This window comes from Mycobacterium heidelbergense (assembly GCF_010730745.1).
GTDB lineage: Bacteria > Actinomycetota > Actinomycetes > Mycobacteriales > Mycobacteriaceae > Mycobacterium > Mycobacterium heidelbergense.
The window spans coordinates 2,975,018-2,998,107 of sequence record NZ_AP022615.1 but is presented as its reverse complement, the minus strand read 5'-3'; the positions used below and the strand labels follow the sequence as shown (position 1 = coordinate 2,998,107).

Annotated in this window: 27 protein-coding genes, 1 pseudogene and 1 riboswitch; of the genes and pseudogenes, 16 read left to right on the top strand and 12 right to left on the bottom strand. The window is 66.6% G+C overall.

Annotation, left to right across the window (positions count from 1 at the left end; translation table 11 throughout):
• Positions 1 to 17 precede the first annotated feature (17 nt).
• Together G6N25_RS14235 and G6N25_RS14230 are read left to right on the top strand one after the other, a co-directional pair.
• Positions 18 to 308, top strand: a complete 291-nt coding sequence (locus tag G6N25_RS14235; protein WP_083075985.1) for a DUF2530 domain-containing protein — start codon at positions 18 to 20, stop codon at positions 306 to 308.
• Positions 302 to 757 (top strand): SRPBCC family protein, encoded by a 456-nt coding sequence (locus tag G6N25_RS14230; RefSeq protein WP_083075986.1) that lies wholly within the window; start codon positions 302 to 304, stop codon positions 755 to 757. The genes G6N25_RS14235 and G6N25_RS14230 overlap by 7 nt, the downstream gene beginning before the upstream one ends.
• Before the next feature lie 143 nt (positions 758 to 900).
• Here the strand turns inward: G6N25_RS14230 and G6N25_RS14225 are convergent, their stop codons facing one another.
• Entirely contained in the window at positions 901 to 1,788 is an 888-nt protein-coding gene (locus G6N25_RS14225; RefSeq protein ID WP_142272794.1) for a DUF3027 domain-containing protein, read from the bottom strand.
• Between the two features lie 130 nt (positions 1,789 to 1,918).
• On the opposite strand from G6N25_RS14225, the gene G6N25_RS14220 reads away from it, so the two are divergent.
• Together G6N25_RS14220 and G6N25_RS14215 are read left to right on the top strand one after the other, a co-directional pair.
• On the top strand, positions 1,919 to 3,601 hold the full coding sequence (locus tag G6N25_RS14220) for an MFS transporter (protein ID WP_142272797.1): 1,683 nt from the start codon (positions 1,919 to 1,921) through the stop codon (positions 3,599 to 3,601).
• The gene (locus G6N25_RS14215) at positions 3,598 to 4,101 is read left to right on the top strand and encodes a DUF2771 domain-containing protein (protein ID WP_083075989.1); all 504 of its coding nucleotides are present in this window, start codon (positions 3,598 to 3,600) and stop codon (positions 4,099 to 4,101) included. Before G6N25_RS14220 ends, G6N25_RS14215 begins: the two co-directional genes overlap by 4 nt.
• A gap of 17 nt (positions 4,102 to 4,118) precedes the next feature.
• Here the strand turns inward: G6N25_RS14215 and G6N25_RS14210 are convergent, their stop codons facing one another.
• Positions 4,119 to 5,123 carry a glutathione S-transferase family protein gene (locus tag G6N25_RS14210; protein WP_083075991.1) on the bottom strand — a complete coding sequence of 335 codons (1,005 nt, stop codon included), beginning with the start codon at positions 5,121 to 5,123 and terminating at the stop codon, positions 4,119 to 4,121.
• 250 nt (positions 5,124 to 5,373) lie between these two features.
• A complete protein-coding gene (locus tag G6N25_RS14205; protein WP_083075992.1) occupies positions 5,374 to 5,781 on the bottom strand; it encodes a cold-shock protein in 408 nt (135 codons plus the stop codon).
• A 161-nt stretch (positions 5,782 to 5,942) separates the two neighbouring features.
• Here G6N25_RS14205 and G6N25_RS14200 point away from each other — a divergent pair, with 161 nt between their 5' ends.
• From G6N25_RS14200 to G6N25_RS14185, 4 genes are all read left to right on the top strand, one after another.
• Positions 5,943 to 6,347, top strand: a complete 405-nt coding sequence (locus G6N25_RS14200; RefSeq protein WP_083075994.1) for a YccF domain-containing protein — start codon at positions 5,943 to 5,945, stop codon at positions 6,345 to 6,347.
• Positions 6,344 to 7,444 carry a GTP 3',8-cyclase MoaA gene (gene moaA, locus G6N25_RS14195; RefSeq protein WP_083075996.1) on the top strand — a complete coding sequence of 367 codons (1,101 nt, stop codon included), beginning with the start codon at positions 6,344 to 6,346 and terminating at the stop codon, positions 7,442 to 7,444. The genes G6N25_RS14200 and moaA overlap by 4 nt, the downstream gene beginning before the upstream one ends.
• Complete coding sequence (locus G6N25_RS14190) at positions 7,437 to 7,727, top strand: MoaD/ThiS family protein (RefSeq protein ID WP_083075997.1); 291 nt, start codon at positions 7,437 to 7,439, stop codon at positions 7,725 to 7,727. The genes moaA and G6N25_RS14190 overlap by 8 nt, the downstream gene beginning before the upstream one ends.
• Positions 7,728 to 7,937: 210 nt before the next feature.
• Positions 7,938 to 8,150: riboswitch (cyclic di-AMP (ydaO/yuaA leader) on the top strand.
• Between the two features lie 13 nt (positions 8,151 to 8,163).
• Entirely contained in the window at positions 8,164 to 9,069 is a 906-nt protein-coding gene (locus tag G6N25_RS14185) for a transglycosylase family protein (RefSeq protein WP_163672454.1), read from the top strand.
• A 34-nt stretch (positions 9,070 to 9,103) separates the two neighbouring features.
• Here G6N25_RS14185 and G6N25_RS14180 read toward each other — a convergent pair whose 3' ends face one another.
• The 4 genes from G6N25_RS14180 to G6N25_RS14165 are packed head-to-tail and all read right to left on the bottom strand — an operon-like array spanning position 9,104 to position 10,744.
• Entirely contained in the window at positions 9,104 to 9,529 is a 426-nt protein-coding gene (locus tag G6N25_RS14180; protein WP_083075631.1) for a molybdenum cofactor biosynthesis protein MoaE, read from the bottom strand.
• Positions 9,526 to 10,008 carry a MogA/MoaB family molybdenum cofactor biosynthesis protein gene (locus tag G6N25_RS14175; protein ID WP_083075630.1) on the bottom strand — a complete coding sequence of 161 codons (483 nt, stop codon included), beginning with the start codon at positions 10,006 to 10,008 and terminating at the stop codon, positions 9,526 to 9,528. Before G6N25_RS14175 ends, G6N25_RS14180 begins: the two co-directional genes overlap by 4 nt.
• Positions 10,008 to 10,535, bottom strand: coding sequence for a cyclic pyranopterin monophosphate synthase MoaC (gene moaC, locus G6N25_RS14170; RefSeq protein ID WP_083075629.1), 528 nt, complete (start codon positions 10,533 to 10,535; stop codon positions 10,008 to 10,010). The genes G6N25_RS14175 and moaC overlap by 1 nt, the downstream gene beginning before the upstream one ends.
• 8 nt (positions 10,536 to 10,543) lie before the next feature.
• Positions 10,544 to 10,744 carry a hypothetical protein gene (locus tag G6N25_RS14165; protein WP_179961673.1) on the bottom strand — a complete coding sequence of 67 codons (201 nt, stop codon included), beginning with the start codon at positions 10,742 to 10,744 and terminating at the stop codon, positions 10,544 to 10,546.
• A 93-nt stretch (positions 10,745 to 10,837) separates the two neighbouring features.
• On the opposite strand from G6N25_RS14165, the gene G6N25_RS14160 reads away from it, so the two are divergent.
• Both G6N25_RS14160 and G6N25_RS14155 read left to right on the top strand, forming a co-directional pair.
• A complete protein-coding gene (locus G6N25_RS14160; protein WP_083075627.1) occupies positions 10,838 to 13,087 on the top strand; it encodes a helicase-associated domain-containing protein in 2,250 nt (749 codons plus the stop codon).
• A 12-nt stretch (positions 13,088 to 13,099) separates the two neighbouring features.
• Entirely contained in the window at positions 13,100 to 14,749 is a 1,650-nt protein-coding gene (locus G6N25_RS14155; protein WP_083075625.1) for a DNA repair helicase XPB, read from the top strand.
• Between the two features lie 104 nt (positions 14,750 to 14,853).
• Here G6N25_RS14155 and G6N25_RS14150 read toward each other — a convergent pair whose 3' ends face one another.
• Positions 14,854 to 15,999, bottom strand: a complete 1,146-nt coding sequence (locus G6N25_RS14150) for a thiolase family protein (protein ID WP_083075624.1) — start codon at positions 15,997 to 15,999, stop codon at positions 14,854 to 14,856.
• 14 nt (positions 16,000 to 16,013) lie between these two features.
• Positions 16,014 to 16,427, bottom strand: coding sequence for a Zn-ribbon domain-containing OB-fold protein (locus G6N25_RS14145; protein WP_083075622.1), 414 nt, complete (start codon positions 16,425 to 16,427; stop codon positions 16,014 to 16,016).
• Between the two features lie 235 nt (positions 16,428 to 16,662).
• Here G6N25_RS14145 and G6N25_RS14140 point away from each other — a divergent pair, with 235 nt between their 5' ends.
• The 3 genes from G6N25_RS14140 to G6N25_RS14130 are packed head-to-tail and all read left to right on the top strand — an operon-like array spanning position 16,663 to position 17,577.
• Positions 16,663 to 16,956 (top strand): putative quinol monooxygenase, encoded by a 294-nt coding sequence (locus G6N25_RS14140; protein WP_083075621.1) that lies wholly within the window; start codon positions 16,663 to 16,665, stop codon positions 16,954 to 16,956.
• A complete protein-coding gene (locus G6N25_RS24200; protein WP_308204527.1) occupies positions 16,949 to 17,272 on the top strand; it encodes an antitoxin MazE-like protein in 324 nt (107 codons plus the stop codon). The genes G6N25_RS14140 and G6N25_RS24200 overlap by 8 nt, the downstream gene beginning before the upstream one ends.
• Positions 17,269 to 17,577, top strand: a complete 309-nt coding sequence (locus tag G6N25_RS14130) for a type II toxin-antitoxin system PemK/MazF family toxin (protein ID WP_083075617.1) — start codon at positions 17,269 to 17,271, stop codon at positions 17,575 to 17,577. The genes G6N25_RS24200 and G6N25_RS14130 overlap by 4 nt, the downstream gene beginning before the upstream one ends.
• Positions 17,578 to 18,419: 842 nt before the next feature.
• On the opposite strand, the gene G6N25_RS14125 is transcribed toward G6N25_RS14130, so the two are convergent.
• Complete coding sequence (locus G6N25_RS14125; RefSeq protein ID WP_083075616.1) at positions 18,420 to 19,001, bottom strand: TetR/AcrR family transcriptional regulator; 582 nt, start codon at positions 18,999 to 19,001, stop codon at positions 18,420 to 18,422.
• 880 nt (positions 19,002 to 19,881) lie between these two features.
• Between G6N25_RS14125 and G6N25_RS23860 the strand changes: the two are divergent.
• Positions 19,882 to 20,100, top strand: a pseudogene (locus G6N25_RS23860) (ISAs1-like element ISMul1 family transposase); the annotation flags it as partial.
• Between the two features lie 124 nt (positions 20,101 to 20,224).
• Here the strand turns inward: G6N25_RS23860 and G6N25_RS14120 are convergent.
• Together G6N25_RS14120 and G6N25_RS14115 are read right to left on the bottom strand one after the other, a co-directional pair.
• Positions 20,225 to 20,842 carry a TetR/AcrR family transcriptional regulator gene (locus G6N25_RS14120; RefSeq protein ID WP_083075614.1) on the bottom strand — a complete coding sequence of 206 codons (618 nt, stop codon included), beginning with the start codon at positions 20,840 to 20,842 and terminating at the stop codon, positions 20,225 to 20,227.
• A gap of 537 nt (positions 20,843 to 21,379) precedes the next feature.
• Complete coding sequence (locus G6N25_RS14115) at positions 21,380 to 21,733, bottom strand: hypothetical protein (RefSeq protein ID WP_142272760.1); 354 nt, start codon at positions 21,731 to 21,733, stop codon at positions 21,380 to 21,382.
• A gap of 464 nt (positions 21,734 to 22,197) precedes the next feature.
• Between G6N25_RS14115 and G6N25_RS14110 the strand changes: the two genes are divergently transcribed.
• Entirely contained in the window at positions 22,198 to 22,542 is a 345-nt protein-coding gene (locus G6N25_RS14110) for a type II toxin-antitoxin system RelE/ParE family toxin (RefSeq protein ID WP_083075611.1), read from the top strand.
• Complete coding sequence (locus G6N25_RS14105; RefSeq protein WP_083075609.1) at positions 22,539 to 22,835, top strand: helix-turn-helix domain-containing protein; 297 nt, start codon at positions 22,539 to 22,541, stop codon at positions 22,833 to 22,835. Before G6N25_RS14110 ends, G6N25_RS14105 begins: the two co-directional genes overlap by 4 nt.
• Positions 22,836 to 23,090: the final 255 nt, after the last annotated feature.

Sequence of the window (23,090 nt, the reverse complement as noted above, 5' to 3'; positions counted from 1 at the left end):
GGCTATCGTTAATCGCGATGTCAGTCCAACCCGGCCAGGGCCCCGAGGCGCCACCGCTGCCGCCCGCGCTGCTCGAGGTGTGGCCCGTCGTCGCGGTCGGCTTCCTCGGCTGGCTGATCGCCGCGGCCCTCGCGTTCGTCGTACCCGCCCTGCAGAGTTGGCGCCCGGTGACGCTGGGCGGGCTGGGCGTGGGGCTGATCGGAACGGGCATCTTCGTGTCGCAGCTTGCCGCCGCCCGCCGCGGCGCGCGTGGCGCTCAGTCGGGGCTGGAAACCTACCTCGATCGCAGCCGGGAGGAGCAATGGTAGCCCCGTTACTGCAAGCGCAGGTCGATATCAACGCGCCGGCCTCGAAAGTCTGGGCGTTGATATCGGACTTTCGGCGCATGCCGGAGTGGAGCCCACAGTGCCGCTGGATGAAGGCGTTCGGCCCGCTGCGCCCAGGCACCCGCACCCTCAACCTCAACCGCCGCAACCGCATGTTCTGGACCACCACGTGCACGGTCGTCGAGGTCATCCCTGAGAAGAAGCTGGCGTTCCGGGTCAACACCAACCGCACCATCTGGAGCTACGAGCTCGAGCCAAACAGCCAGGGCACCAGGGTAATTGAGAGCCGGCACGCCGAAAACGGCGTCACCGCGTTTTCGAACATGTCGGTGAACACGCTCCTCGGCGGCACCTCGAACTTCGAACGCGAGCTGCTCGAGGGCATGAACGCGTCGCTGGCAAACATAAAAGCCGCCGCCGAGACCGGCTAGCGGTTGGGCCAAAGGTCGCGCGTCACTCCCCGTTTGTCACATCGGTAACTCGCCGGCCGGCACACGACGATGTGTCCACCTACGCGCGACAGCCACCGCTTTTGTCGCGGTGAGGCGGGCAGAGAAGTGTTTGCCGGGAATTGTTACGGCGAGTCCGCCGAAGAGTCCGGTGATTCCGCCGCCGGCTCGGGCACCTCTGCCGCCGGCTCGGGCACCTCTGCCGCCAGCTCGGGCACCTCCGCCGGCGATTCCGGCGGCTCCTGCACGATGTCGAGGACGCCGTCGTCGTATGGCTCATACGTCGGCGAGCCGCCGCCCGCAGGGGCTGGGGTGTCCGAATGGGCGCCGCAGCCGTACTGCCTGTCCACCACATGGCCGTCGGCGGACAGCTCGTTACCGCATACCCCGAACATCGCGCCCAGCGATCCCGTCAGCGGCAGGAAGAAACCGCAATCACGACACACGCGTTTGGTCGAACGGGCCATCGCCGAGTCGGGACCGTAGTCCCCGGTGCGCCACCGCTCGGCAGCCTCCGAACGACCCCAGGCGCTCATCACCCAGCGCCGGCCCAACCCGACTTCGGCGGCGGTCTCGTCGACCTGTGGGTCACCGCTGGCGGTGTAGCCGGGAACCAACCGTGGGTCGTCCGCCGACGGCGCCAGCAGGTCCCCGGGGCTCAGATCCCCCGGCCGTACCCGCTGATCCCAGGGCACCCACTCGGGTGCCAGCAGCGCCGTCGGCCCGGGGATCAGCACAACTTCGCTGATCGTGGCATGGTCGGCACCGGGATAAGCGGCCACGACGGCGGCCCACTGCCAGCCCTGGTAACCGGGCAGATGCGCCAGGAACCGGTGGGTGGCGGCGTTCGGATCTTCGTGGCTGACACCCAGGTAGTCGCCGACCGCCTCCGGGCCGGCGAATTCCTCGACGGCGGCCCTGGCCTGGTCCGCCGCGGCCGTGAGCACCGCCGCCAATCCGTCGGACCACTCGGCCACGGTCGTCGCGGCGGGTTCCTCGATGGGTCCGGTCACGCTGTCCCCTCTCTGCAGTGCGTCTCCAATACTAGGTTGATGAGCCACACCCGGTGACCTGCCGACGCACGGAGTCGGCATAGGCCAGAATTGATTCGTGTCTGGACGGCGGCGTGACGATCCGGGCCGCGTGGCCTCCACCCCGGGCCGCCGGACCCGCAACGGATCGGCCAACCAGCATCCGGGCATGGCCAACTACCCGGCCGACAACCCTGATCGGCGCCGGACGCGCCGTCCGCCGCCGATGCCCAGCGCCAACCGCTATCTCCCGCCACTGGGCCAGCAGTCGGAGCCGGACCCCGGTAGCGGCGCGCCGCCACGCGGACCCGCCGCGGGCGAACGCATCACCGTCACCCGCGCCGCGGCCCAGCGAAGCCGCGAAATGGGTTCCCGGATGTATTGGATGGTGCAGCGGGCCGCCACCGCCGACGGCGCCGACAAGTCGGGCCTGACGGCGCTGACGTGGCCGGTGGTCGCGAACTTTGCGGTGGACGCGGCGATGGCCGTTGCGTTGGCCAACACGCTGTTCTTCGCCGCGGCGACCGGGGAGAGCAAGTCCAAAGTGGCGCTGTACCTGTTGATCACCATCGCGCCCTTCGCGGTGATCGCGCCGCTCATCGGCCCGGCGCTCGACCGGTTGCAGCACGGCCGGCGTGTCGCGCTCGCGCTGTCGTTCGCGCTGCGTACCGCGCTGGCGGTGATGCTGATCATGAACTACGACGGCGCCACCGGCAGCTACCCGTCGATGGTGCTCTATCCGTGCGCGCTGGCCATGATGGTGTTCTCCAAGTCGTTCAGTGTGTTGCGCAGCGCGGTGACACCGAGGGTGATGCCGCCGACCATCGACCTGGTGCGGGTGAACTCGCGGCTGACCGTGTTCGGACTGCTTGGCGGCACCATCGCCGGCGGCGCGATAGCGGCCGGTGTCGAGTTCGTCTGCACCCACCTGTTCAAGCTGCCCGGCGCGTTGTTCGTCGTCGTCGCGATCACGGTCGCCGGCGCCATGCTGTCGATGCGGATTCCGCGCTGGGTCGAGGTGACCGCGGGCGAGGTCCCGGCCACCCTGAGCTACCGCCGGGACGACGGCCAGCCGCACCGATGGGGGCCCCTCCCACCTGTGGGCGACTGGCCGGAAGAAGTCAAGAAGGTCGGCGGGACACTTCGACAACCCCTGGGCCGCAACATCATTACCTCGTTGTGGGGCAACTGCACCATCAAGGTGATGGTGGGCTTTCTGTTCTTGTATCCGGCGTTCGTCGCCAAGGCGCACCAAGCCAACGGCTGGGTCCAACTGGGCATGCTGGGCATGATCGGCGCCGCCGCCGGGATCGGCAACTTCGCGGGCAACTTCACCAGCGCGCGCCTGAAGCTGGGCAGGCCGGCCGTCCTGGTGGTGCGCTGCACGGTGGCGGTATGCGCCGTCGCCTTCGCCGCCTCGGTGGCGGGCAACCTGCTGGTGGCCGCGATTGCCACCCTGGTCACCTCGGGGTCCAGCGCGATCGCGAAGGCCTCGCTGGACGCTTCCCTGCAGCACGACCTGCCCGAGGAATCGCGGGCATCCGGGTTCGGGCGCTCGGAATCGACGCTGCAGCTGGCGTGGGTGCTCGGCGGCGCGCTGGGCGTCTTGGTGTACACCGAATTGTGGGTCGGCTTCACCGCGGTCACTTCCCTGCTCATCCTTGGGCTGGCGCAGACCCTCGTCAGCTTCCGCGGCGACTCCCTTATCCCCGGCCTCGGCGGCAATCGGCCCGTCATGGTCGAGCAGGAGGGGACGCGCCGCGGCGGCGGCAGGCCGGCGGCGGTGCCGGAGTGAAGCGCGGCCCGGCCGCGCTGCTCGCGGCCCTGGTGACGCTCCTGTGCGTGGGGGCCGGCGTCGGAACGTGGCTGCTCGTGCGCCAGCCCGGTCCGCAGCGACCCGAGATCAGCGCGTATTCGCACGGGCACCTGACGCGGGTCGGGCCGTACCTGTACTGCAACGTGCTCAACCTCGACGACTGCCAGACACCACAGACCCAGGGCGAGCTACCGTTCAACGAGCACTATCCTGTGCAACTTTCGGTTCCCGAAGCCATTTCCCGGGCTCCCTGGCGGCTGCTGCAGGTGTACGAGGACCCGTCCAACACCACCGCCACCATCTTTCGGCCCGGCAGCCGGCTCGCGGTCACCATTCCGTCGGTCGACCCCCAGCGGGGGCGGCTGACCGGAATCGTCGTGCAGTTGCTGACGTTGGTGGTCGACGGCAGCCGACCGAATGACAGCGCGACGGTGCGCGCCGTCCCGCACGCGGAATGGTCGGTGCAGCTGAGCTTTTGAGCTTCGGCGGCGCGACGCTACGCGCCGTGGCCCGCCGGCACTCGCTCGCCGTCGACGGGCGGCCCGGGAGGGGTTCCATCCCCGAACGGCCTGCCCCCCAACGCTTCTCGCCCATGCGGGGTCGGCCAACCGGCCAGGTCCGGGCCCTTGGGCACGATGCCGGTGGGGTTGATGTCGGCGTGCACGATATAGTAGTGCTGTTTGATCTGGACGAAGTCGACGGTGTCGCCGAAACCCGGTGTCTGGAACAGGTCGCGGGCATAGGCCCACAGCACCGGCATTTCGCTGAGTTTGCATCGATTGCACTTGAAGTGCCCGTGATAGACGGGGTCGAAGCGGGCCAGCGTGGTGAACAGCCGCACGTCCGCCTCGGTGATGGTGTCGCCCACCAGGTATCGCCGGTTGGTCAGGCGATCGCTTACCCAATCCAACGCGGTGAACAGCCGGTCGTAGGCCGCTTCGTAGGCCTGCTGCGTACCGGCGAACCCGCAGCGGTACACGCCGTTGTTGATCTCGGTGTAGACCCTCTTGCTCACCTCGTCGATCTCGGCGCGCAGCGGTTCGGGGTAGAGCTCGGGTGCGCCGTCGCGATGGTAGGCGGTCCACTCGGTGGAGAAATCCAGGGTCATCTGCGCGAAGTCGTTGGTGACCACCGCGCCGGTCGGCACATCGACGATCGCGGGGACCGTGATGCCCTTGGGGTAGTCCGGGAAGCGCTTGAAGTAGGCGTCCCGCAGCCGCGGGATCTTCAGCACCGGGTCGACGCCGCCCGGGTCGAGGTCGAACGTCCAACTGCGCTCGTCGTGGGTGGGACCGCAAAACCCAATGGAGAGCGCGCTTTCCAGCCCCAGCAATCGCCGGACAATGATCGCGCGGTTGGCCCAGGGGCAGGCGCGGGCAACGATGAGCCGATACCGGCCGGGCTCTACCGGATAGCCGTCGCGCCCGTCGGCGGTGATGCGGGTGGTGATGTAGTTGGTGTCGCGGGTGAATTCGCCCGCCCCGGCAACATAAGTGGCCATGACGACGATTCTGCCCTAACGCCCAACGTCGACTTGTCGGGCCGCCCACGCCGGGACTTCGCGCCATCGCGTCGACGTTGGGCGCAAAAGGGACACCGTCAGAAACCACCGAGCCGGCTTGGCCTCGGTCGAAACCCAGCTGTGGCAACCGCTTTCGCGGGATTCCTCCTCGCCAACAACTCACGTCGAGGCTTGAGTCTCCGCTCTTGTGAGCGGACACCACGGCGAACCGTCACAAAAAGTGACGGGGTTAGGCGTCGAGCTCCCGGGCCACCGCCTTGACGACTTCGGAGACGCGGCGAGCGGTCTTGCGGTCGGGGTAGCGACCTTTGCGCAACTCGGGCTGCACCGTGCTCTCCAGCAGGGTGATCATGTCCTCGACCATGCCGTGCAGTTCATCGGGGCTGTGCTTGTGCTCGACGGACACCTCGCGGCGCGTCTTGGTAAGGCTGGGCGGCGGGTCGATCAGCTTGAGGCTCAACGCCTGCGGCCCGCGCCGGCCGGACGCCACGCCGAATTCCACCCGCTGTCCCGCTTTGAGCCCCTCGACCCCGGCGGGCAACGCCGACGAGCGGACGTAGACGTCTTCACCGTCCTCCTGCGACAGGAAGCCAAACCCCTTTTCGGCGTCGTACCACTTAACCTTGCCGGTCGGCACTGGTCTCACCTGCTTGTCTGACGGATCACTAGGATGGGCAACACAAGAAGCGTCCCGCCTGCGCAGGACGCATGTTGGATTCTGATCCTACTCGGATGCCCGCCTGACGAGCACCCCCGTTACCCGTTACTGGGTAGTCTGGCAGTACCGATGGAGGAGATATGCGCCTGATCCTGAACGTTATCTGGCTTGTTTTCGGAGGCCTGTGGATGGCCGCCGGATACCTGCTCGCGGCGCTCATCAGTTTCCTGCTCATCGTCACCATCCCGTTCGGCTTCGCATCGCTGCGCATTGCCTCGTACGCGTTGTGGCCGTTCGGCCGGACGATCGTCGACAAGCCGACCGCCGGGACCGGCGCCCTGATCGGAAACGTCATCTGGGTGCTGCTATTTGGGCTATGGCTGGCGATCGGCCATTTGGTGAGCGCGGTGGCGATGGCGATCACGATCATCGGCATTCCGTTGGCGCTTGCCAACCTGAAATTGATCCCGGTGTCGCTGATGCCGCTGGGCAAGGAGATCGTTCCGGTCGGCACACCGACCCGAGTAGCGGCGGTGCCCGCATGACGCTGACCGCATTGGGTGTGCCGACGGTGCCCAGCCGGATGGCGGGCTCGGCGGACGAGCACGCCGACGGGCGAGCCCTCGAAGCACCAACCGCAGGCCCGCTGCTGGACACCTACGGGCGGGTCGCCACGGATCTGCGGGTTTCGCTGACCGATCGCTGCAACCTGCGCTGCAGCTACTGCATGCCCGCCGACGGACTGGACTGGCTGCCCGGGGAGCAACTGCTGCGACCCGACGAACTGGCCAGGCTGATGCGTATCGCCGTCACTCGGCTGGGTATCACCAGCATCAGGTTCACCGGTGGTGAGCCCTTGTTGTCCCGCCACCTCGAGCAGGTGATCGCGGAGGCGGCCAGCCTGCGGCCCCGCCCCGAGATCTCGCTGACCACCAATGGCGTGGGACTGTCGCGGCGCGCTGCCGCGCTCGCCAAGGCGGGCCTGGACCGCGTCAACGTGTCGTTGGACAGCGTGGACCGCGAGCACTTCGCCGCCATCACCCGTCGGGACCGACTCGCCGACGTGCTGGCCGGCCTGGCGGCCGTCAAAGACGCAGCCCTGACACCGGTCAAGGTGAACGCCGTGCTCGACCCGACGACCGGGCGCGAGGATGTCGTCGACCTGTTGCGGTTCTGCCTCGCGCACGGCTACCAATTGCGGGTCATCGAGCAGATGCCGCTCGACGCGGGCCATCAATGGCGCCGGGGGGTCGCGCTGACCGCCGAGGATGTGCTGGCGGCGCTGCGCCCGCACTTTCGGCTGCGCCCGGACCCGGCGCCGCGCGGGTCGGCCCCGGCCGAGCTGTGGCTGATCGACACCGGCCCGGGCACGTTGAGCGGAAAGTTCGGTGTCATCGCGTCGGTTTCGCATGCCTTCTGCTCGACCTGTGATCGCACGCGGCTGACGGCCGACGGTCAAATCCGCAGCTGCCTGTTTTCCACCGAGGAGACGGACCTGCGTGGCCTGCTGCGCAGCGGCGCGGACGACGACGCGATCGAGGCGGCGTGGCGGATCGCGATGTGGGGTAAGCCCGCCGGCCACGGCATCAACGACCCCAACTTCATCCAGCCCACCCGCCCGATGAGCGCGATCGGTGGCTAGCCCCAGGGGTCAAGCCCCCGTTGAAGCAGACGGGATCCAGGTGACGGTCCGCTACTTCGCGGCCGCGCGCGCGGCCGCGAGAACCGAATCAGAAACGCTGGTGGTGCGACCCGGCACCACGGTCGCCGAGCTGGTCGATCGGCTCGCCGTCCGGGGAACCCGCCTCGCCACGGTGCTGAGCCGGTGTTCCTATCTGTGCGACGGAATCGCCGTCCGCGACGAGACCGCACCGCTGCGCCCCGGCGACACGATCGACGTTCTGCCGCCCTTCGCCGGCGGCTAGAACCGGAACTGTGACATATCTCACGTAACGGAAAGATAACGACGCGGACACGCTTCGGTCTCGGGGCCGTGACCTGCGCAAATCGCGAGCGTTTCCGGGTTTTTCGCAGCTGGCGGCGAGCGAAACGCCGGGCTTCCCAGGACGTGACGAGACCAACAGAAACCGCTACCGTCTCCGAAGGCTCGCCAAGCTGCCAATGGCGTTCCTCCCCTCCCTATCGCGCCGAGCTCCATCCAATAGGCGGGGGAAACCGAAAGTGGATGGAGGCGGGGGACCCACCGGTCCACCGCGATCGGACTGGAGTCGCTTGCGGCTCCTCGGGGTGAAGCCGGCGCCGTCTCCCATGGGAGGGCGACGCCGGCCGGGTAGCCTCTCCAACCCGAACCCGACAGCTGACCTCGCAGGCGCGTTACGAGAGAGGAATACTCCGGCGCGTATGAGTGGACGTCACCGCAAGCCCACGACATCGAGCATCAGCGTCGCCAAGATCGCCTTTACGGGGGCAGTACTTGGTGGCGGAAGCATCGCCCTCGCCGGCCAGGCAGCCGCGGCCACCGACGGCGAATGGGATCAAGTAGCCCGCTGCGAGTCCGGCGGCAACTGGGGCATCAATACCGGCAACGGCTACCAGGGCGGCCTGCAATTCAGCGCCGGCACCTGGGCCGCGCACGGCGGTGGCGAGTACGCCCCGTCGGCCCAGCTGGCCACCAGGGAACAGCAGATCGCGGTCGCCGAGCGTGTGCTGGCGACCCAGGGTCGTGGCGCCTGGCCCGTGTGTGGTGGTCCGCTATCGGGTCCCACCCCGCGCGAGGTCCCCGCGCCCGCACCGGCCGGCCTGGATGCGCCCGGGCTCGACGGTGCGCCCGTGGCACCGCCGCCACCGGACGCCCCTCCGCCGCCGCCTCCCCCGCCGCCCGCGGACCCGGCCCCGCCGGTCCAGCTGGCCTCCTTCGACCAACCGGCGCCTCCCGTGGACGCGCCGCCCGCACCTCCGGCAGACCTGCCGCCGGCGCCTCCCCCGGAGGCTGCGTTCCCGGCGCCTCCCCCGGACGCCATGCCCCCCGCACCTCCCGCGGACGCCATGCCCCCGGCGGACGCCATCCCTCCCGCGGACGCCATCCCTCCCGCGGACGCCATCCCTCCCGCGCCCCCGGCGGACGCCATGCCCCCCGCGGACGCCGCGCCGCCGCCTCCCGGCGACCCCGACTCGGCACCGGCTGCACCGCAGCGGGCTTCGAAAGTCGGCTACACCAAGCAACTGTGGGACGCGATCCGGGACGTCGATATCCACGGAAACGATGCGCTGGACGCTCTCGCCCAGCCGCCGTCGGCCATCAGCTGAGCCCGTAGTCAGTCCGGGATAGCGTCGGCACGCTCTACGCCGAGCCCACCCATTCTTCGGTCCCGTCGTCGAAGAACTGGTGCTTCCACACCGGCAGCCGCGCCTTAATCGTGTCGACCAGGCGGGCGCAGGTGTCAAACGCCGCCCGTCGATGGTCGGCGGCGACCGCGGCCACCAGCGCCGCCTCGCCGACGTGCAGCACACCGATCCGGTGGCTGGCCGCGATGGCGCGCACCCCGCCCGACTGCTCGGCGACCTCGGCCGCCACCTGCTCCATGACCTGTGCCGCCGACGGGTGCGCGGAATACTCCAGCCGCACCACTCGGCGGCCGCCATCGTGATCGCGAATCATGCCGACGAACCCGACGATCGCGCCGGCCGACTGGTGGCTCACCAATTCTTCATGCTCGGCCAGAAAGATCGGTTCCTCGGTCATGGCGGCGCGCAGGACGCGCGTCATCGCTGGTGATCCCCGCCGGCGATTTGATCGAGCGCGTGGTCGAGCACATCGGCGAGCACCCCGAGGCCGTCGCGCACGCCGCCCGGCGAGCCCGGCAGATTGACAATCAGTGTCTGACCGGCCACACCGCAGACCCCGCGCGACAACACCGACGTCGGCACCTTCGGCAGCCCGGAACGGCGAATGGCGTCGGCGAGCCCGGGAATCATGTAGTCCAGCACCGCCACGGTGTGGTCCGGGGTGGTGTCGCTGGGCGAGATGCCGGTGCCGCCCGAGGTGACGATCAGGTCGACCTCGGCGTCGAGACCCCTGCGCAGCGCCTGGCCGACCGGCTCGCCGTCGGCGACCACCTCGGGCTGCACGGGCGAAAACCCTTGCTGCTCAAGCCATTCCGCGATGATTGGCCCGCACCGATCGTCGTACTCACCGGCCGATGCGCGGGTCGAGGCGATGATGACTCGTGCGGATCGGGCGCTCATCACCGCACCCAGCTTCCGGTCTTGCCGCCCTCTTTGCGGAGCACCCGAATGTCGTCGATGCGGGCGGCCGGGTCGACCGCCTTGATCATGTCGTACAGCGCGAGGCCGGCGACGCTGACGGCGGTCAGCGCCTCCATCTCCACACCCGTGCGGTCGGTGCTGCGCACGGTCGCGGTGATCTCCACATCCGACTCACCGACGGCGAAGTCAACGTCGACCCCGGTGAGGGCGAGCTGGTGGCACAGCGGAATCAGGTCGCTGGTGCGCTTCGCCGCCAGGATGCCCGCCACCCGTGCGGTGGCCAACGCATCGCCCTTGGGTAAACCGCCCGCCGAGATGAGCGCCGCCACCTGGGGCGAGGTGCGCAGGGCGCCCGCGGCAACGGCGGTGCGCTTGGTGGCCCCCTTGGCGCTGACATCGACCATGCGCGCCGCCCCCCGCTCATCCACGTGCGACAGCGTGTCCGAGCGGGATTCCTGCGACGCCCGGGTTGGCGAGGCCTTGGAGGCCTCAGAGGCCCTAGCCATCGGGCGACCTACCGGTTGACGACGGTAACCGGGTGCAGGTAAGGCAGGTCGGTCGCGGGCAGCGGGAACACCAGCTCACCGAAGGGTGATAACGCACCGGTCCGATCGCTCACCAGTTCGCTCACCGCGTGGTCATCGGGGTCCGTCGCCGGCCAGCCGTTGTCGACGTACCTGGGTTTCCGCGCATTGCCCTCAGCAGTATCAGCCACGAGGTCCATTCTGACAGGTCGCGCGGGCGTACGTGGCGCAAGGCCAGCTGAGCGTGACGTTCGGCCTCGCCGACTGCTTTACGCTGGTCAGCAATGACCGACAACACCCCGGATATCCCGCTGGGGTCCTGGCTGGCCGACTTGCCCGACGAGCGGCTGATCCGACTGCTCGAACTACGGCCGGACCTCGCCCAGCCCCCGCCCGGCAGCATCGCCGCGCTGGCCGCGCGGGCGCAGGCCCGACAGTCGGTCAAGGCCGACACCGACGAACTCGACTTCCTCCGGCTGGCGGTGCTGGACGCGCTGCTGGTGCTGCAGGCCGACGCAAACCCGGTGCCGACCGCAAAGCTGCTGGCGCTCATCGGCGACCGCGCTCCGGAAGCCGACGTGGTCGGTGCGCTCGACGACCTCAGGCAGCGCGCCCTGGTCTGGGGCGAATCCGCGGTCCGGGTGGCCGCCGACGCCGGCACGGCATTGCCATGGCATCCGGGGCAAGCCACGCTCGAGGACGCCTCACGCTCCGGCGACGAGATCGCCGGCCTCATCGACGGCCTCGACGAGGCACAGGCCGACGTGCTCGACAAACTGCTCGCGGGCTCGCCGATGGGCCGCACGCGTGACGCCGCGCCCGGTGCGCCGGCGGACCGGCCGGTGCCCCAGCTGTTGGCGATGGGCCTGCTGCGGCGCATCGACGCCGAAACGGTGATCCTGCCGCGTCACGTCGGCCAGGTGCTCCGCGGCGAGCGACCCGGCCCCATGCAGCTGACCGCACCCGACCCCGTGGCATCGACCACCACCGCCGACGATGTCGACGCCGTGGCCGCCGGGGCGGTCATCGACCTGCTGCGCGAGCTCGACCTGCTGCTTCAAACGCTGGGCGGCGCACCGATTTCCGAGCTCCGCAGCGGCGGGCTGGGCGTCCGCGACGTCAAGCGGCTGGTTAAGGCGACCGGCATCGCGGAGCCGCGGCTGGGCCTGCTCCTGGAACTCGCGGCCGCGGCCGGATTGATCGCCAGCGGCATGCCCGATCCGGAGCCCGCGGGCGGTGACGGACCCTTTTGGGCGCCGACGCCGGCCACCGAGCGGTTCACCGCGATGTCCGCCGCCGAGCGTTGGCACCTGTTGGCCAGCACCTGGCTTGACCTTCCGGGCCGCCCCGCGTTGATCGGCAGTCGCGGGCCTGACGCCAAACCATATGGCGCCCTGACGGATTCGCTGTACTCGACCGCCGCACCGCTGGATCGCCGCCTGCTGCTGGGCATGCTCTCCGAGCTGCCGCCCGGCGCCGGTGTGGACGCGACCACGGCGTCGGCGGCGCTGATCTGGCGCCGTCCGCGCTGGGCCAGGCGGCTGCAGCCGCCGCCCGTGGCCGATCTGCTCGCCGAGAGCCACGCGCTGGGACTGGTGGGGCGGGGCGCGATCAGCTCGCCCGGCCGCGCGCTGCTGGACGAAGCCGGCGACCCGGACGCCGCGACCCAGGCGATGGCCCGGGCGATGCCCCCACCGATCGACCACTTCCTGGTGCAGGCCGATCTGACGGTCGTGGTGCCCGGGCCACTAGAACGCGATCTCGCCGACGACCTGGCCACGGTCGCCACCGTCGAGTCGGCCGGCACGGCGATGGTGTACCGGATCAGCGAGCAGTCGATCCGGCACGCCCTCGACATCGGCAAGACCCGCGACTGGATGCACGAGCTTTTCGGTAGGCACTCTAAAACTCCTGTGCCGCAAGGGCTCACCTACCTCATCGACGACGTCGCGCGTCGGCACGGTCAGCTGCGGATCGGCGTGGCGGCCTCGTTTGTGCGCTGCGAGGACCCGGCGCTGCTGGCCCAGGCGGTGGCGGCCGCCGACGAGCTGCAGCTGCGCGCCCTGGCGCCGACGGTGGCCGTGTCGCCCGCGCCGATCGCCGAGGTGCTCGTCGCGTTGCGGGGCGCGGGTTTCGCCCCGGCCGCTGAAGATTCGACCGGCTCCATCGTCGACATCCGGCCTCGCGGAGCGCGAGTGCCCACGCCGCAGCGCCGCCGGCCTTACCGCCCGCCGCCACGCCCAGGCCGCGAGACGCTGAACGCCGTCGTCTCGGTGCTGCGAAAGGTGACCGCCGCGCCGTTCGGCAACATCCGCGTCGACCCCGCGGTCACCATGTCGCTGCTGCAGCGCGCGGCCAAGAACCAGGACACCTTGGTGATCGGTTACCTCGACGCCGCCGGCGTGGCAACCCAGCGGGTGGTGTCGCCGATCACCATACGGGGCGGGCAGCTGGTGGCCTTCGATTCCGCGTCCGGGCGGCTGCGCGACTTCGCCATCCACCGCATCACATCGGTGGTGTCGGCCGACGACTGAATAATGGACCATATGACTGAAGGACCATTGATCGTGCAGTCCGACAAGACGGTGCTGCTGGAAGTGGACCACGAGCTGGCGGGCGCCGCGCGCGCCGCCATCGCGCCGTTCGCCGAACTGGAACGCGCACCCGAGCACGTGCACACCTACCGCATCACGCCGCTGGCGCTGTGGAATGCGCGCGCCGCCGGTCACGACGCCGAGCAGGTCGTCGACGCGCTCGTCAGTTACTCGCGCTACGCGGTGCCCCAGCCGCTGCTGGTCGACATCGTCGACACCATGGCCCGCTACGGCCGGCTGCAACTCGTCAAGCACCCGGCGCACGGCCTCACCCTGGTGAGCCTGGACCGCGCGGTGCTCGAGGAGGTGCTCCGCAACAAGAAGATCGCGCCGATGCTGGGCGCCCGGATCGACGAGGACACCGTCGTCGTCCACAACAGCGAACGCGGCCGGGTCAAGCAGATGCTGCTCAAGATCGGTTGGCCCGCCGAGGATCTCGCCGGCTACGTCGACGGCGAGGCGCACCCGATCAGTCTGCGGGAGGACGGCTGGCACCTGCGCGACTACCAGCAGCTGGCCGCGGATTCGTTCTGGGCCGGCGGCTCCGGGGTGGTGGTGCTTCCCTGCGGTGCCGGCAAGACGCTGGTCGGTGCGGCCGCGATGGCCAAGGCCGGTGCGACGACGCTCATTCTGGTCACCAACATCGTCGCCGCCCGGCAATGGAAGCGCGAGCTGATGGCGCGCACCTCGCTGACCGAGGACGAGATCGGCGAATACTCCGGAGAGCGCAAGGAGATTCGCCCCGTCACCATCTCGACGTACCAGATGATCACCCGCCGAACCAAGGGCGAGTACCGGCATCTGGAGCTCTTCGACAGCCGCGACTGGGGGCTGATCATCTACGACGAGGTGCACCTGTTGCCGGCGCCGGTGTTCCGGATGACCGCCGACCTGCAATCCAAGCGGCGGCTCGGCCTGACCGCCACGCTGATCCGTGAGGACGGCCGCGAGGGCGACGTCTTTTCCCTGATCGGCCCGAAGCGCTATGACGCGCCCTGGAAGGACATCGAGGCGCAGGGCTGGATCGCGCCGGCCGAGTGTGTCGAGGTCCGGGTCACCATGACCGACAACGAGCGAATGATGTACGCCACCGCCGAACCCGAAGAGCGCTACCGCCTTTGCTCGACGGCGCATTCGAAGGTCGCCGTGGTCAAGTCGGTGCTGAGCCGGCATCCCGGTGAGCAGACCCTGGTGATCGGCGCCTACCTCGATCAGCTCGACGAGCTCGGCGCCGAACTGAACGCCCCGGTGATCCAGGGCTCGACCCGAACCACGGAGCGGGAAGCGCTTTTCGACGCCTTCCGCCGCGGCGAGGTGCCCACCCTGGTGGTGTCCAAGGTCGCCAACTTCTCCATCGACCTGCCGGAAGCGTCTGTGGCGGTACAGGTTTCGGGGACGTTCGGCTCGCGCCAGGAGGAGGCCCAGCGGCTGGGCCGGCTACTGCGGCCCAAGTCCGACGGCGGCGGCGCCATCTTCTACTCCGTGGTCGCCCGCGACAGCCTGGACGCCGAGTATGCCGCGCACCGGCAGCGCTTCCTGGCCGAGCAGGGCTACGGCTACATCATCCGCGACGCGGACGACCTTCTCGGCCCGGCGATTTAGGTATGGCATAGCGCCGCGTGGCGTCGTGCCGCGAGCAGACGCAGAATCGCACGAATCGCCTTGCGTGAGTGCGATTCTGCGTCTGCTCGCGCGGGGGACTCGCGCTAGGTCGACAGGATCGTCGCCGAGGCCGTGCCGGGTGCACCATACACCTGGGCCAGACCGACGCGCGGGTCGCCGGGCACCTGGCGCTCGCCCGCCTCGCCGCGCAGCTGACGCACCAGCTCGTGCATCTGGCGCAGGCCCGACGCGCCGATCGGCTCGCCGTTGGCGATCAACCCGCCGTCGGTGTTGACGGGCATCGAACCGTGGATCTCGGTGGCGCCGTCGGCCAGCAGCTTCTCCTGCTCACCGTCGGCGCACAGGCCCGTCTCGGCCATGTGGATGACCTCGTTGCCGGCGTCGGTGTCCTGGAGTTGGGCGATGTCCACGTCCTCGGGTCCGATGCCCGCGGCCTCGTAGGCCGCCTTGGCCGCGTACACCGTCGGGGAGACGTCTTCATCCAGCGGAGCGAAGGTGGCGTGCACTTCGTAGGCGCCGTAACGCCGGGTACGGATTTCGCAGGCGCGCACATAAACCGGCTTGTCGGTGTACTTGTGCGCCATGTCGGCGCGGCACATGATCACGGCGGCGGCGCCCTCGTCGGGCGCGCAGAACATGTACTGCGTCAGCGGGTAGTTGAGCACCGGTGAGTTGAGAATCTCTTCCTCAGGAATCGGCTTGCGGCGGAACGCATTCGGGTTCAGCGCACCGTTGCGGAAGTTCTTGGCCGCCACCTTGGCCAAGGTGGCCTGCGAGATGTTGTGGTCGTGCAGGTACTTGTTGGCCTTCATGCCGAAGAACTTGGTGGTGACGAACTGCCCGTTCTGCGCGTACCACTGCGGCAGCGCCAGCTTGGCGGGGTCGTCGGTGAAGGCGCCGCGCGGGTGCTTGTCCAAGCCGATGGCGATGCCGACGTCGTACTTGCCCAGCCGGATGGTGTCGGCGGTCTGCTGAATGGCGCTGGCCGCCGTGGCGCAGGCGTTGAACACGTTGGTGAACGTGATGCCGGTCAGCCCGACGAGGCGGGTGACCGCGTCGGGGTTGGACACCTCGTGGCTGCCGCCGAAGCCGAACTGGATGTCCTTCCAACCCAGGCCGGCGTCATTCAAAGCGGACTGGATGGCCTCGGCCCCCATTTGCATCGCGGTCTTCTCGAACCTGCCGAACGGATGCAGGCCGACGCCGATGATGGCCACGTCGTTAGTCATCTGAGGCCCCTCCCTTAGACCGGGCGGAACGCGAAGGTCATGACCTCGGCGCCCTCCTCGTCGGTGGTCAACGGCACCATGGTCAGCTCGACCTCCTGACCGAATTGCAGCTTGGCCGGGTCGTTTTCGGTCAGCCGCCCCTCGACTCGGATGAGGTCGCCAAGCTGGACCAGGCCCACGCCGAACGGCACGAAATCCTTGCCGGTCGGACCGGCATAGGGGGCTCCGGGCGGGAAGCCCTGGGTGGTCCATGCCACGAGGGTGCCGCGCCGCGGCAACAGCAGCTCGGCCATCTCACCGCCGCTGCAGCGCGGACACCATTGCTGCGCCGGGAACGTCGTGGCATCGCAGTCGCCGCATCGACTGCCGATCAGCTGTGGGTTTTCGTCGGGCCAGGTGCAGATGTCGGGGGCGAGTGCCTTCTGCATAGGTGTCCTCCAGCGATCATCACAGTCCGCAACGCAATAATGCGCTCACTGAAAGGTACAACAGCGTTCGATAAAAGTGGAAATTGCGTTCTCGCTGCCTGCTGGCCGCGCGCCGGCCGAAAGGCGACCTTCCAAAGTGCTATCACCTTCGCAGATCGTGTAGTGGGAATCCGCCCGGCCCTCCCGGCCCGATGGCGGCTATCTTGGGATCGCCGTCGCAATCGAGGAGACGACTATGCCAGTCACGGTGATACTCGAACTGAAACTCAAGCCCGAATCGGTGCCCGCGGCGCGCGAGGTGATGGGCCGGGCGCTGCAAGTCACCCGCGCGTTCGACGGGAACCTGCGAACCGACGTGCTCGTCGACGAGGACGACGAAGCGCACTGGATCATCTACGAACTGTGGGACACGGTCGAGCACGACGAGGCCTACCGCGCGTTTCGGGCCGGCGAGGGAAAACTGACCGAGCTCCCGCCGCTGCTGGCCGCGCCTCCCGTCAAGACGCGGTACATCACTTCCGATATCTAGCGGTCTGGCCCGTACGTCCGTCGAGGGTTGTGACCAGGCGCCGCTGGCGCCGAGTCTGCGCTGGAGGCATCGAGCCTGCGGTCACGGCTGGCTTTTCGCCTTAGGCGCCGCTACCACCGCAGACTCGACGCCCAGCGAACAGCGCCCCGACGAACTCCGGGCGAGACCGCTAGACCAAGTGTGGGTGCCCGACGTCCGCTCGGAGCGGTTTGCCACAGAAGCGCATCGCGAAGCGCTGGCGCTTGTCGAAGCCGACCGGCACAACGATGACATGGACTTTGTGGAGGCGATCTCGGAACTGGTCGACCACGAGTGAGCCGCGACGAGCTATGGACCGTTTCAGGCGTCCATCCTCGTCCGACGCTCATCATTCAGGATGATTTGTTCTCCGCAACGGAGTCCGTCGTGGTCATCCCGCTGACCACGACGGTGGCGGATGCGCCGATAGCGCGGGTCGCGATACCGACGACCACCGGAATTGCTCAGCCCAGCTTCGCCATGATCGACAAGATTACGACGGTCCGGCGGTCGAACCTCGGGGTGCGGGTCGGTCGGGTATCCACCATGGTTATGGACGACATCGAACGGTCGGTGATGGTGTTCCTCGGACTGGCCTCCTGAACCCTGGTAAAACGCGCAATCGCGATTGGGCACACCATGTCCGGCTCGCCGGGCCGCGACTACGGCTGCCGCGAGCGACATGGGCGATGACCGAACAGCCACGCACGAATCACCGGTCGCGCTGGCGGCGTCGAACCAGAATGTATGCGCCAGATTGCGCGCTGGCTCGACGACTTCTTGCACCACGCATAGCAATTCGCGCGCCTGTGCCCAACCGTGGTTCACGACCACCCGGGTCAGCTCTTGTGGCTTAGACGCCACGCCGGTAACAGAAGCCACAGGCGCGGAGAAGTATACCTTTCATCGCCAACGACGAAATCAGTTTTCCAGCGATGGCGCCCCAGGACGCGCCGTCTCACGGGGGCCTGGGCCGGCGGCGCTCGGGATGAGCCCGGTTGCCCTCGATCTGGCCTTGGTCGGTATCGAGCCAAACCCGATCCTCAGCCGTGAGGTCGGCTGAGGCATCGCACTGTGACAGGAGTTCATCGAGGGTGTAGCGCACGAAAACCAGGCGCACCGTTGGTCACGAGCCCCAAGGCAGTGATGCTGTCTGGAATTTGATGGCGTATGTGCTGGCACGTTGACGAGTCGCAGACAAGTTCTGGCGGTGCTGGCGTGGCTGCTGTGGCTCCAGGGGCCTACCCCGACGAACCTACTGCGCGCCCTAAGCCTGTGCAGATTCGCGACATCGATGACGAGGTGTACGCCGGCCTGGTGCGACGAGCCGCAGAAGACGGGATCACGGTTCCCGGGTTGTTGCGTCGTGAAGCCACTTGCCTGGTGGTGAAGACCGATCCCATTGGGAGACCGCGCGACGGTTACCGCGAGTTTTGCATTGCCGGCTACTTTCGCACGCGCGGCTGTGTTCCGCCAAGCAAGACACGCGCGACCCACTCGACATGACTTAGCGATTCCTCCAAAGTCATTCTGCCAGTGAGCAACCAGATCAGCGCACCGGTCAACACGCCGCTGAGACCGAAACTGAGGTGCGGAAGATCTTCTGGCGCAACAATGTCGACGAGACGATTGAAAATCTCGGCGTTCGTGCGTAGCAACTGGTCGATTGCCACTTTCGCCCCGGGCTCGGTGGATATCGTCAACTGCAGTGTCAGTGCGGTCATCTCGGGGTTGGCGTGGGCGGAGTGCTGGGAGCTCCATAAGTAGTCCAGAATGCCGGACACCTGGTCCTGAGCAGGCGGTTCGTCGGCGCCGAGGATAGGCTCGGTCACACGCTTGTGCCAGGTGTCCAGGGCCGCCGCTAAGAGGTCCTCCTTGGAGCTGAAGTACTTATAGACGGTAGCCAGTGCCACTCCCGATCGCTGGGCCACGTCTCGCATCTGCACCGCATCGGCGCCGCCGTCGGCGATCAGGGCTATTACCGCATCGATGATCTTGGCTCGCCGTTTCAGCTGACCGCTGGTCATCTCCCTCAAGGGAGCGGATTGGGCCCGGTCGACCTGGGCGCGTTCACGCGGTGCACCGTGCGGCGAGGCATGTGAAGGTGACTTTTTGACGATGCGACCTCCAACGCGGACCCGACGACGAGGACCGGGATGCTCTGAGAAGGTTCTTCTTGATGCTCGCCGAATAATACGCATGACAATGCGTAGAACCGCGATTCAATTTTGCCAGGACTGTGGCGGGCCCGTACCTAGAACAGTGTTTCAATTTTGTCGCGGCCATCGCTGCCCGCGTGTAATCGCGACCAACATTCATTGTTCGAGTGAGACGGTGCGTTCCAATGACGCGCGTGACTTGTCAATTTTCTGGCGGTAGAAGAATCGCCAAAGCTACAAATCATATGAACACGGAGATCGAATTATGGTGTTTGAATTGCGGTTCAAAACCTGACTTGCGTCACGTTGCCGCAGTCGAACGGGACTATGTAAACCTTTGACCTGCATATTTATGCGACTTGAACAGAAAAGTACACACTAAATCTTGTGGCCGGTTGACGTGTGAGTCCCCCTGGTAAGCCCCGAAACGCCCCGGCGATTGATGACGAAGTGAAACATTTCGGATTGATTGATCGTAGCATTTCCGCAGCTAGCTCGGATAGAGGCTTTAAGTTAGTAAAACCGTGTTCTACTCTTAATACCGGAATGATAGCCCTATGGCAGCCCTCGTGTAATGGTCGCCGACATTCATTGCTCGAGAGTGACGCTAGACTCCAATGCCAGTGCATTATTCGGCAATTCCCTGACAGCAGAAGAATTGTCGAAGCGAAAAGCAAATAAACGCGCAGAACGAATTGCAGGGGCTTGGGGCGAAGTCGTCGGCTAAGGGTCCGCCGCACTTCCTCGGGTGTCGGTGTCCGCCCACCGTGCCTGGCTGGTGCTGCACCAGCTCGCCGTCGCCGATAAGAGCAATGAAATACCCTGTGTGCGGGCAATTCTGAAGCTCCTGCCACGGCAGGTACCGTCACCACCGACGCGATACACACCCAGACCCGCGACCGCGACGCTGATCCGCGCCACGTTGAAGTCGCGCTACCCGATGATCGTGAAGTCCAACCAGGCTAAGTCACAGGTGGGCTTCGATCATTTGGCCGCGGCGGTCTCTGCCAGCGTGCATCAGTGCAGGTGCGATTTGCCAATCACAGGGCAGGCGCCCTTGTGGGCACCTTGAGAGCACACTTGAGAAGTGCTCATCGATCTCTCAGCTTGCGCGAAGCGATGTCAACCTGCTTTTGCACGCGCTGCTGTGTTTCGCCGAGCAAGACACGCACGACCCACTCGACATGGCTTTGCGATTCCTCCAAAGTCATTCTGCCGGTGAGCAACCAGATCAGCGAACTGGTAAACGCGCTGCCGAGACCAAAGCCGACCCGCCGAAGATCTTCCGGCGCAACATCGGCGAGGAAGTGCTTGAAAACCATGGTGTTCGTGTATATCAGGTGGTCGATCGCCGCTTTCGCCCCACGCTCAGTGGATATCGTCAACTGCAGCGTCAGTGCGGTCAACTCGGGGTTGGCATGGGCGGAGCGCTGCGAGCGCCACAAGTAGTCCACGATGCCAGACACAGGGTCCTGATCAGGCGGTTCGTCGCCGCTTAGGATCGGCTCAGCCTCCCGGTTCTGCCAGCTGTCCAGGGCCGCCGCTAAGAGGTCTTCCTTGGAGCTGAAGTACTTATAGACGGTGGCCAGTGCCATTCCTGACCGCTGGGCTACGTCGCGCATCTGCACTGTATCGGCGCCGGCCTCGGTGACCATGTCGATAACCGCATCGACGATCTTGGCTCGCCGTTTCAGCTGACTGCTGGTCATCTCTGTCAAGGGAGCGGATTGGGCCCGGTCGGAACGTTCACGCGGTGCATCGCGTGGCGGCGAGATGCGCGAAGGTGACTTTTTGACGATGCGACCTCCACTTCGGACCCGACGACCAGTACCGGGATACCCTCCGAAGGTTTCCTAATGCTTGTCGAATCATACGGCAGATTAGTCGGATGTCATAGTGTTACTGCAGCTAGTTGGTGCTGCTGATGACGTCGACCGCTCACACTGGCCTCTCGAGGCGGTTAGCCGACAAGGTCTGCATCCCGGCACCGCCGATCACGTCGGGGTCGGCCAACCGGCTTCGAACTTGGCGACATTGATCGGCGCGTTCGTCTATCGCCCGGGTCAGGAGTCTTGACTGTCGGTATTCGGACTCCATCGATTTCTCGGTTTGCGCGAAAGCAATGTGAACCTACTTCCGCGTGCGCGGCTGTACATCGCCGAGCAGGACAGGCGCGACCCACTCGACATGGCGTAGCGAAGCCTCCAAAGTCATTCTGCCGTTGAGTAACCCAATGAGCGAACCCGTCAACGCAGCGCTGATACCGAAAGCGACGTGCGGAAGCTCTTCTGGTGCAACAATCTCGACGAGGCGACGTAAAACTCGACGTTCGTGTGTAGCATCCGGTGCATCGCCACCTTCGCCGCAGGCTCGGTAGATAGCGTCAATTGCAGCGTCAATACGGTCATCTCGGGGCTAACGTACGAGGCGCGCACGGCGGTCCGTAAGTAGTCCAAGATGCTGGACAACAGATCCTGTTCGGTCGTTTCGACGACGTCGATGTGCTTAACGGTGATCAGGCGCACCAGGTCGCATGCCTGGTTCTGGATTTCAGTCGACATTTGTTGCAGTAAAGCAGATTTCGGTGTTGTGAGCGGCATGGCGTGGCCACATTAAACCGGGGGCACCGTCGGTTACTCGTGTGGGGTAGTGATGCTGTCTGAAAATTTGATGACGTATGTGCTATCACGTTGACGATTGAGTCGTAGGGAACTTTCGGCGGTGCTGATACCGACCCGATTGTCGCATCACGTCCTTGGCGCAACAACACGAAAGTGCCACTGGCTACGGCCTCACTCGAGAAGTGTGTTACCAGTGGCACTTTCGCGGTGTGAGGGGTGTGGGGTCGGAGGCCAGGATCGCCGTCAGCTCTTGGCGAGGGTGAATTGCGCGACGTCGGTGTAGCCCTCGCGGAACAGGTCGGCGCAGCACGCGCTTGCTGCGCGGGGAGGGGTGCTGGTCCAGGCGTCACTGGACGTGCGCCTGCTGATTGCGGCTCAGTAGTAGCGGACACCCGAAGCAAATAGCGCTTCCGCTATATAGCTAATGCGCTATACTATGGCTCGTGGCGGACCGCGATGCTCAGCCCTGGCGCATCGAACTGAGCAAGGAGGTGGACCAGTGGCTCGACACGCTGCCCCTCAAAGCGAAGGCGCAAGCCGTGCGGGCGCTCGACCTCCTCTCCGAGCGGGGCACAGAATTGGGAATGCCGCACAGCCGAAAGCTAGCCGATCGGCTGTGGGAGCTGCGGTTTCGCTGCGAGCGAGTGAATCAACGCATCACCTCCACAGTCGAGCCGAAACGGCGCATCATCACCCTCACCACATTCGGCAAGCAGCGCAACAACAAACGCAAAGAGGTCCAGCGCGCACGCAACGTACTGCGGCGACACCGAGGAGATAGCCGATGAGCGATTACAACCAGCGGCGCCAGCAGCTGATCGACGAACTCAGCCCTGACGACCGACAAGTATTCGATAAGGCCTATGCGACAGCGGGACCGGCGATGCAACTCGCCGAAACAGTTTATCGCGCACGCGAATCCGCTGGATTAACTCAAACAGAGCTGGCACGGCGAATGGGAACAACGCAGTCGGCGATAGCCGCGATCGAAGCGGGCGCCCGCACACCGACAGTCGCACTTCTCGAAAGACTCGCCCGCGCATGCGGAGGGCGACTCACGATCCGGATCGACGCCGCCTAAGCGGTCCGGCGAAAGTACCGCGGGCGTTTGACACACCGGTGCGCGTGGAACTAGTTATGCGACAAGGCAATTCGGTACCGAGACCGCTGCGAACGCACTTGGCGCACGCGACACACTTACACTCGTCGATGACGACAGCAATGAGGCCAACGCGCGGGCGCTGCTGCTCACAACACGGGGCACCGACTGGGTGGGTGCCGGACCTCCTTATCGACTACGCGCGACAGGTGCGAGCTAGCGGTGGCAGCGTGTATC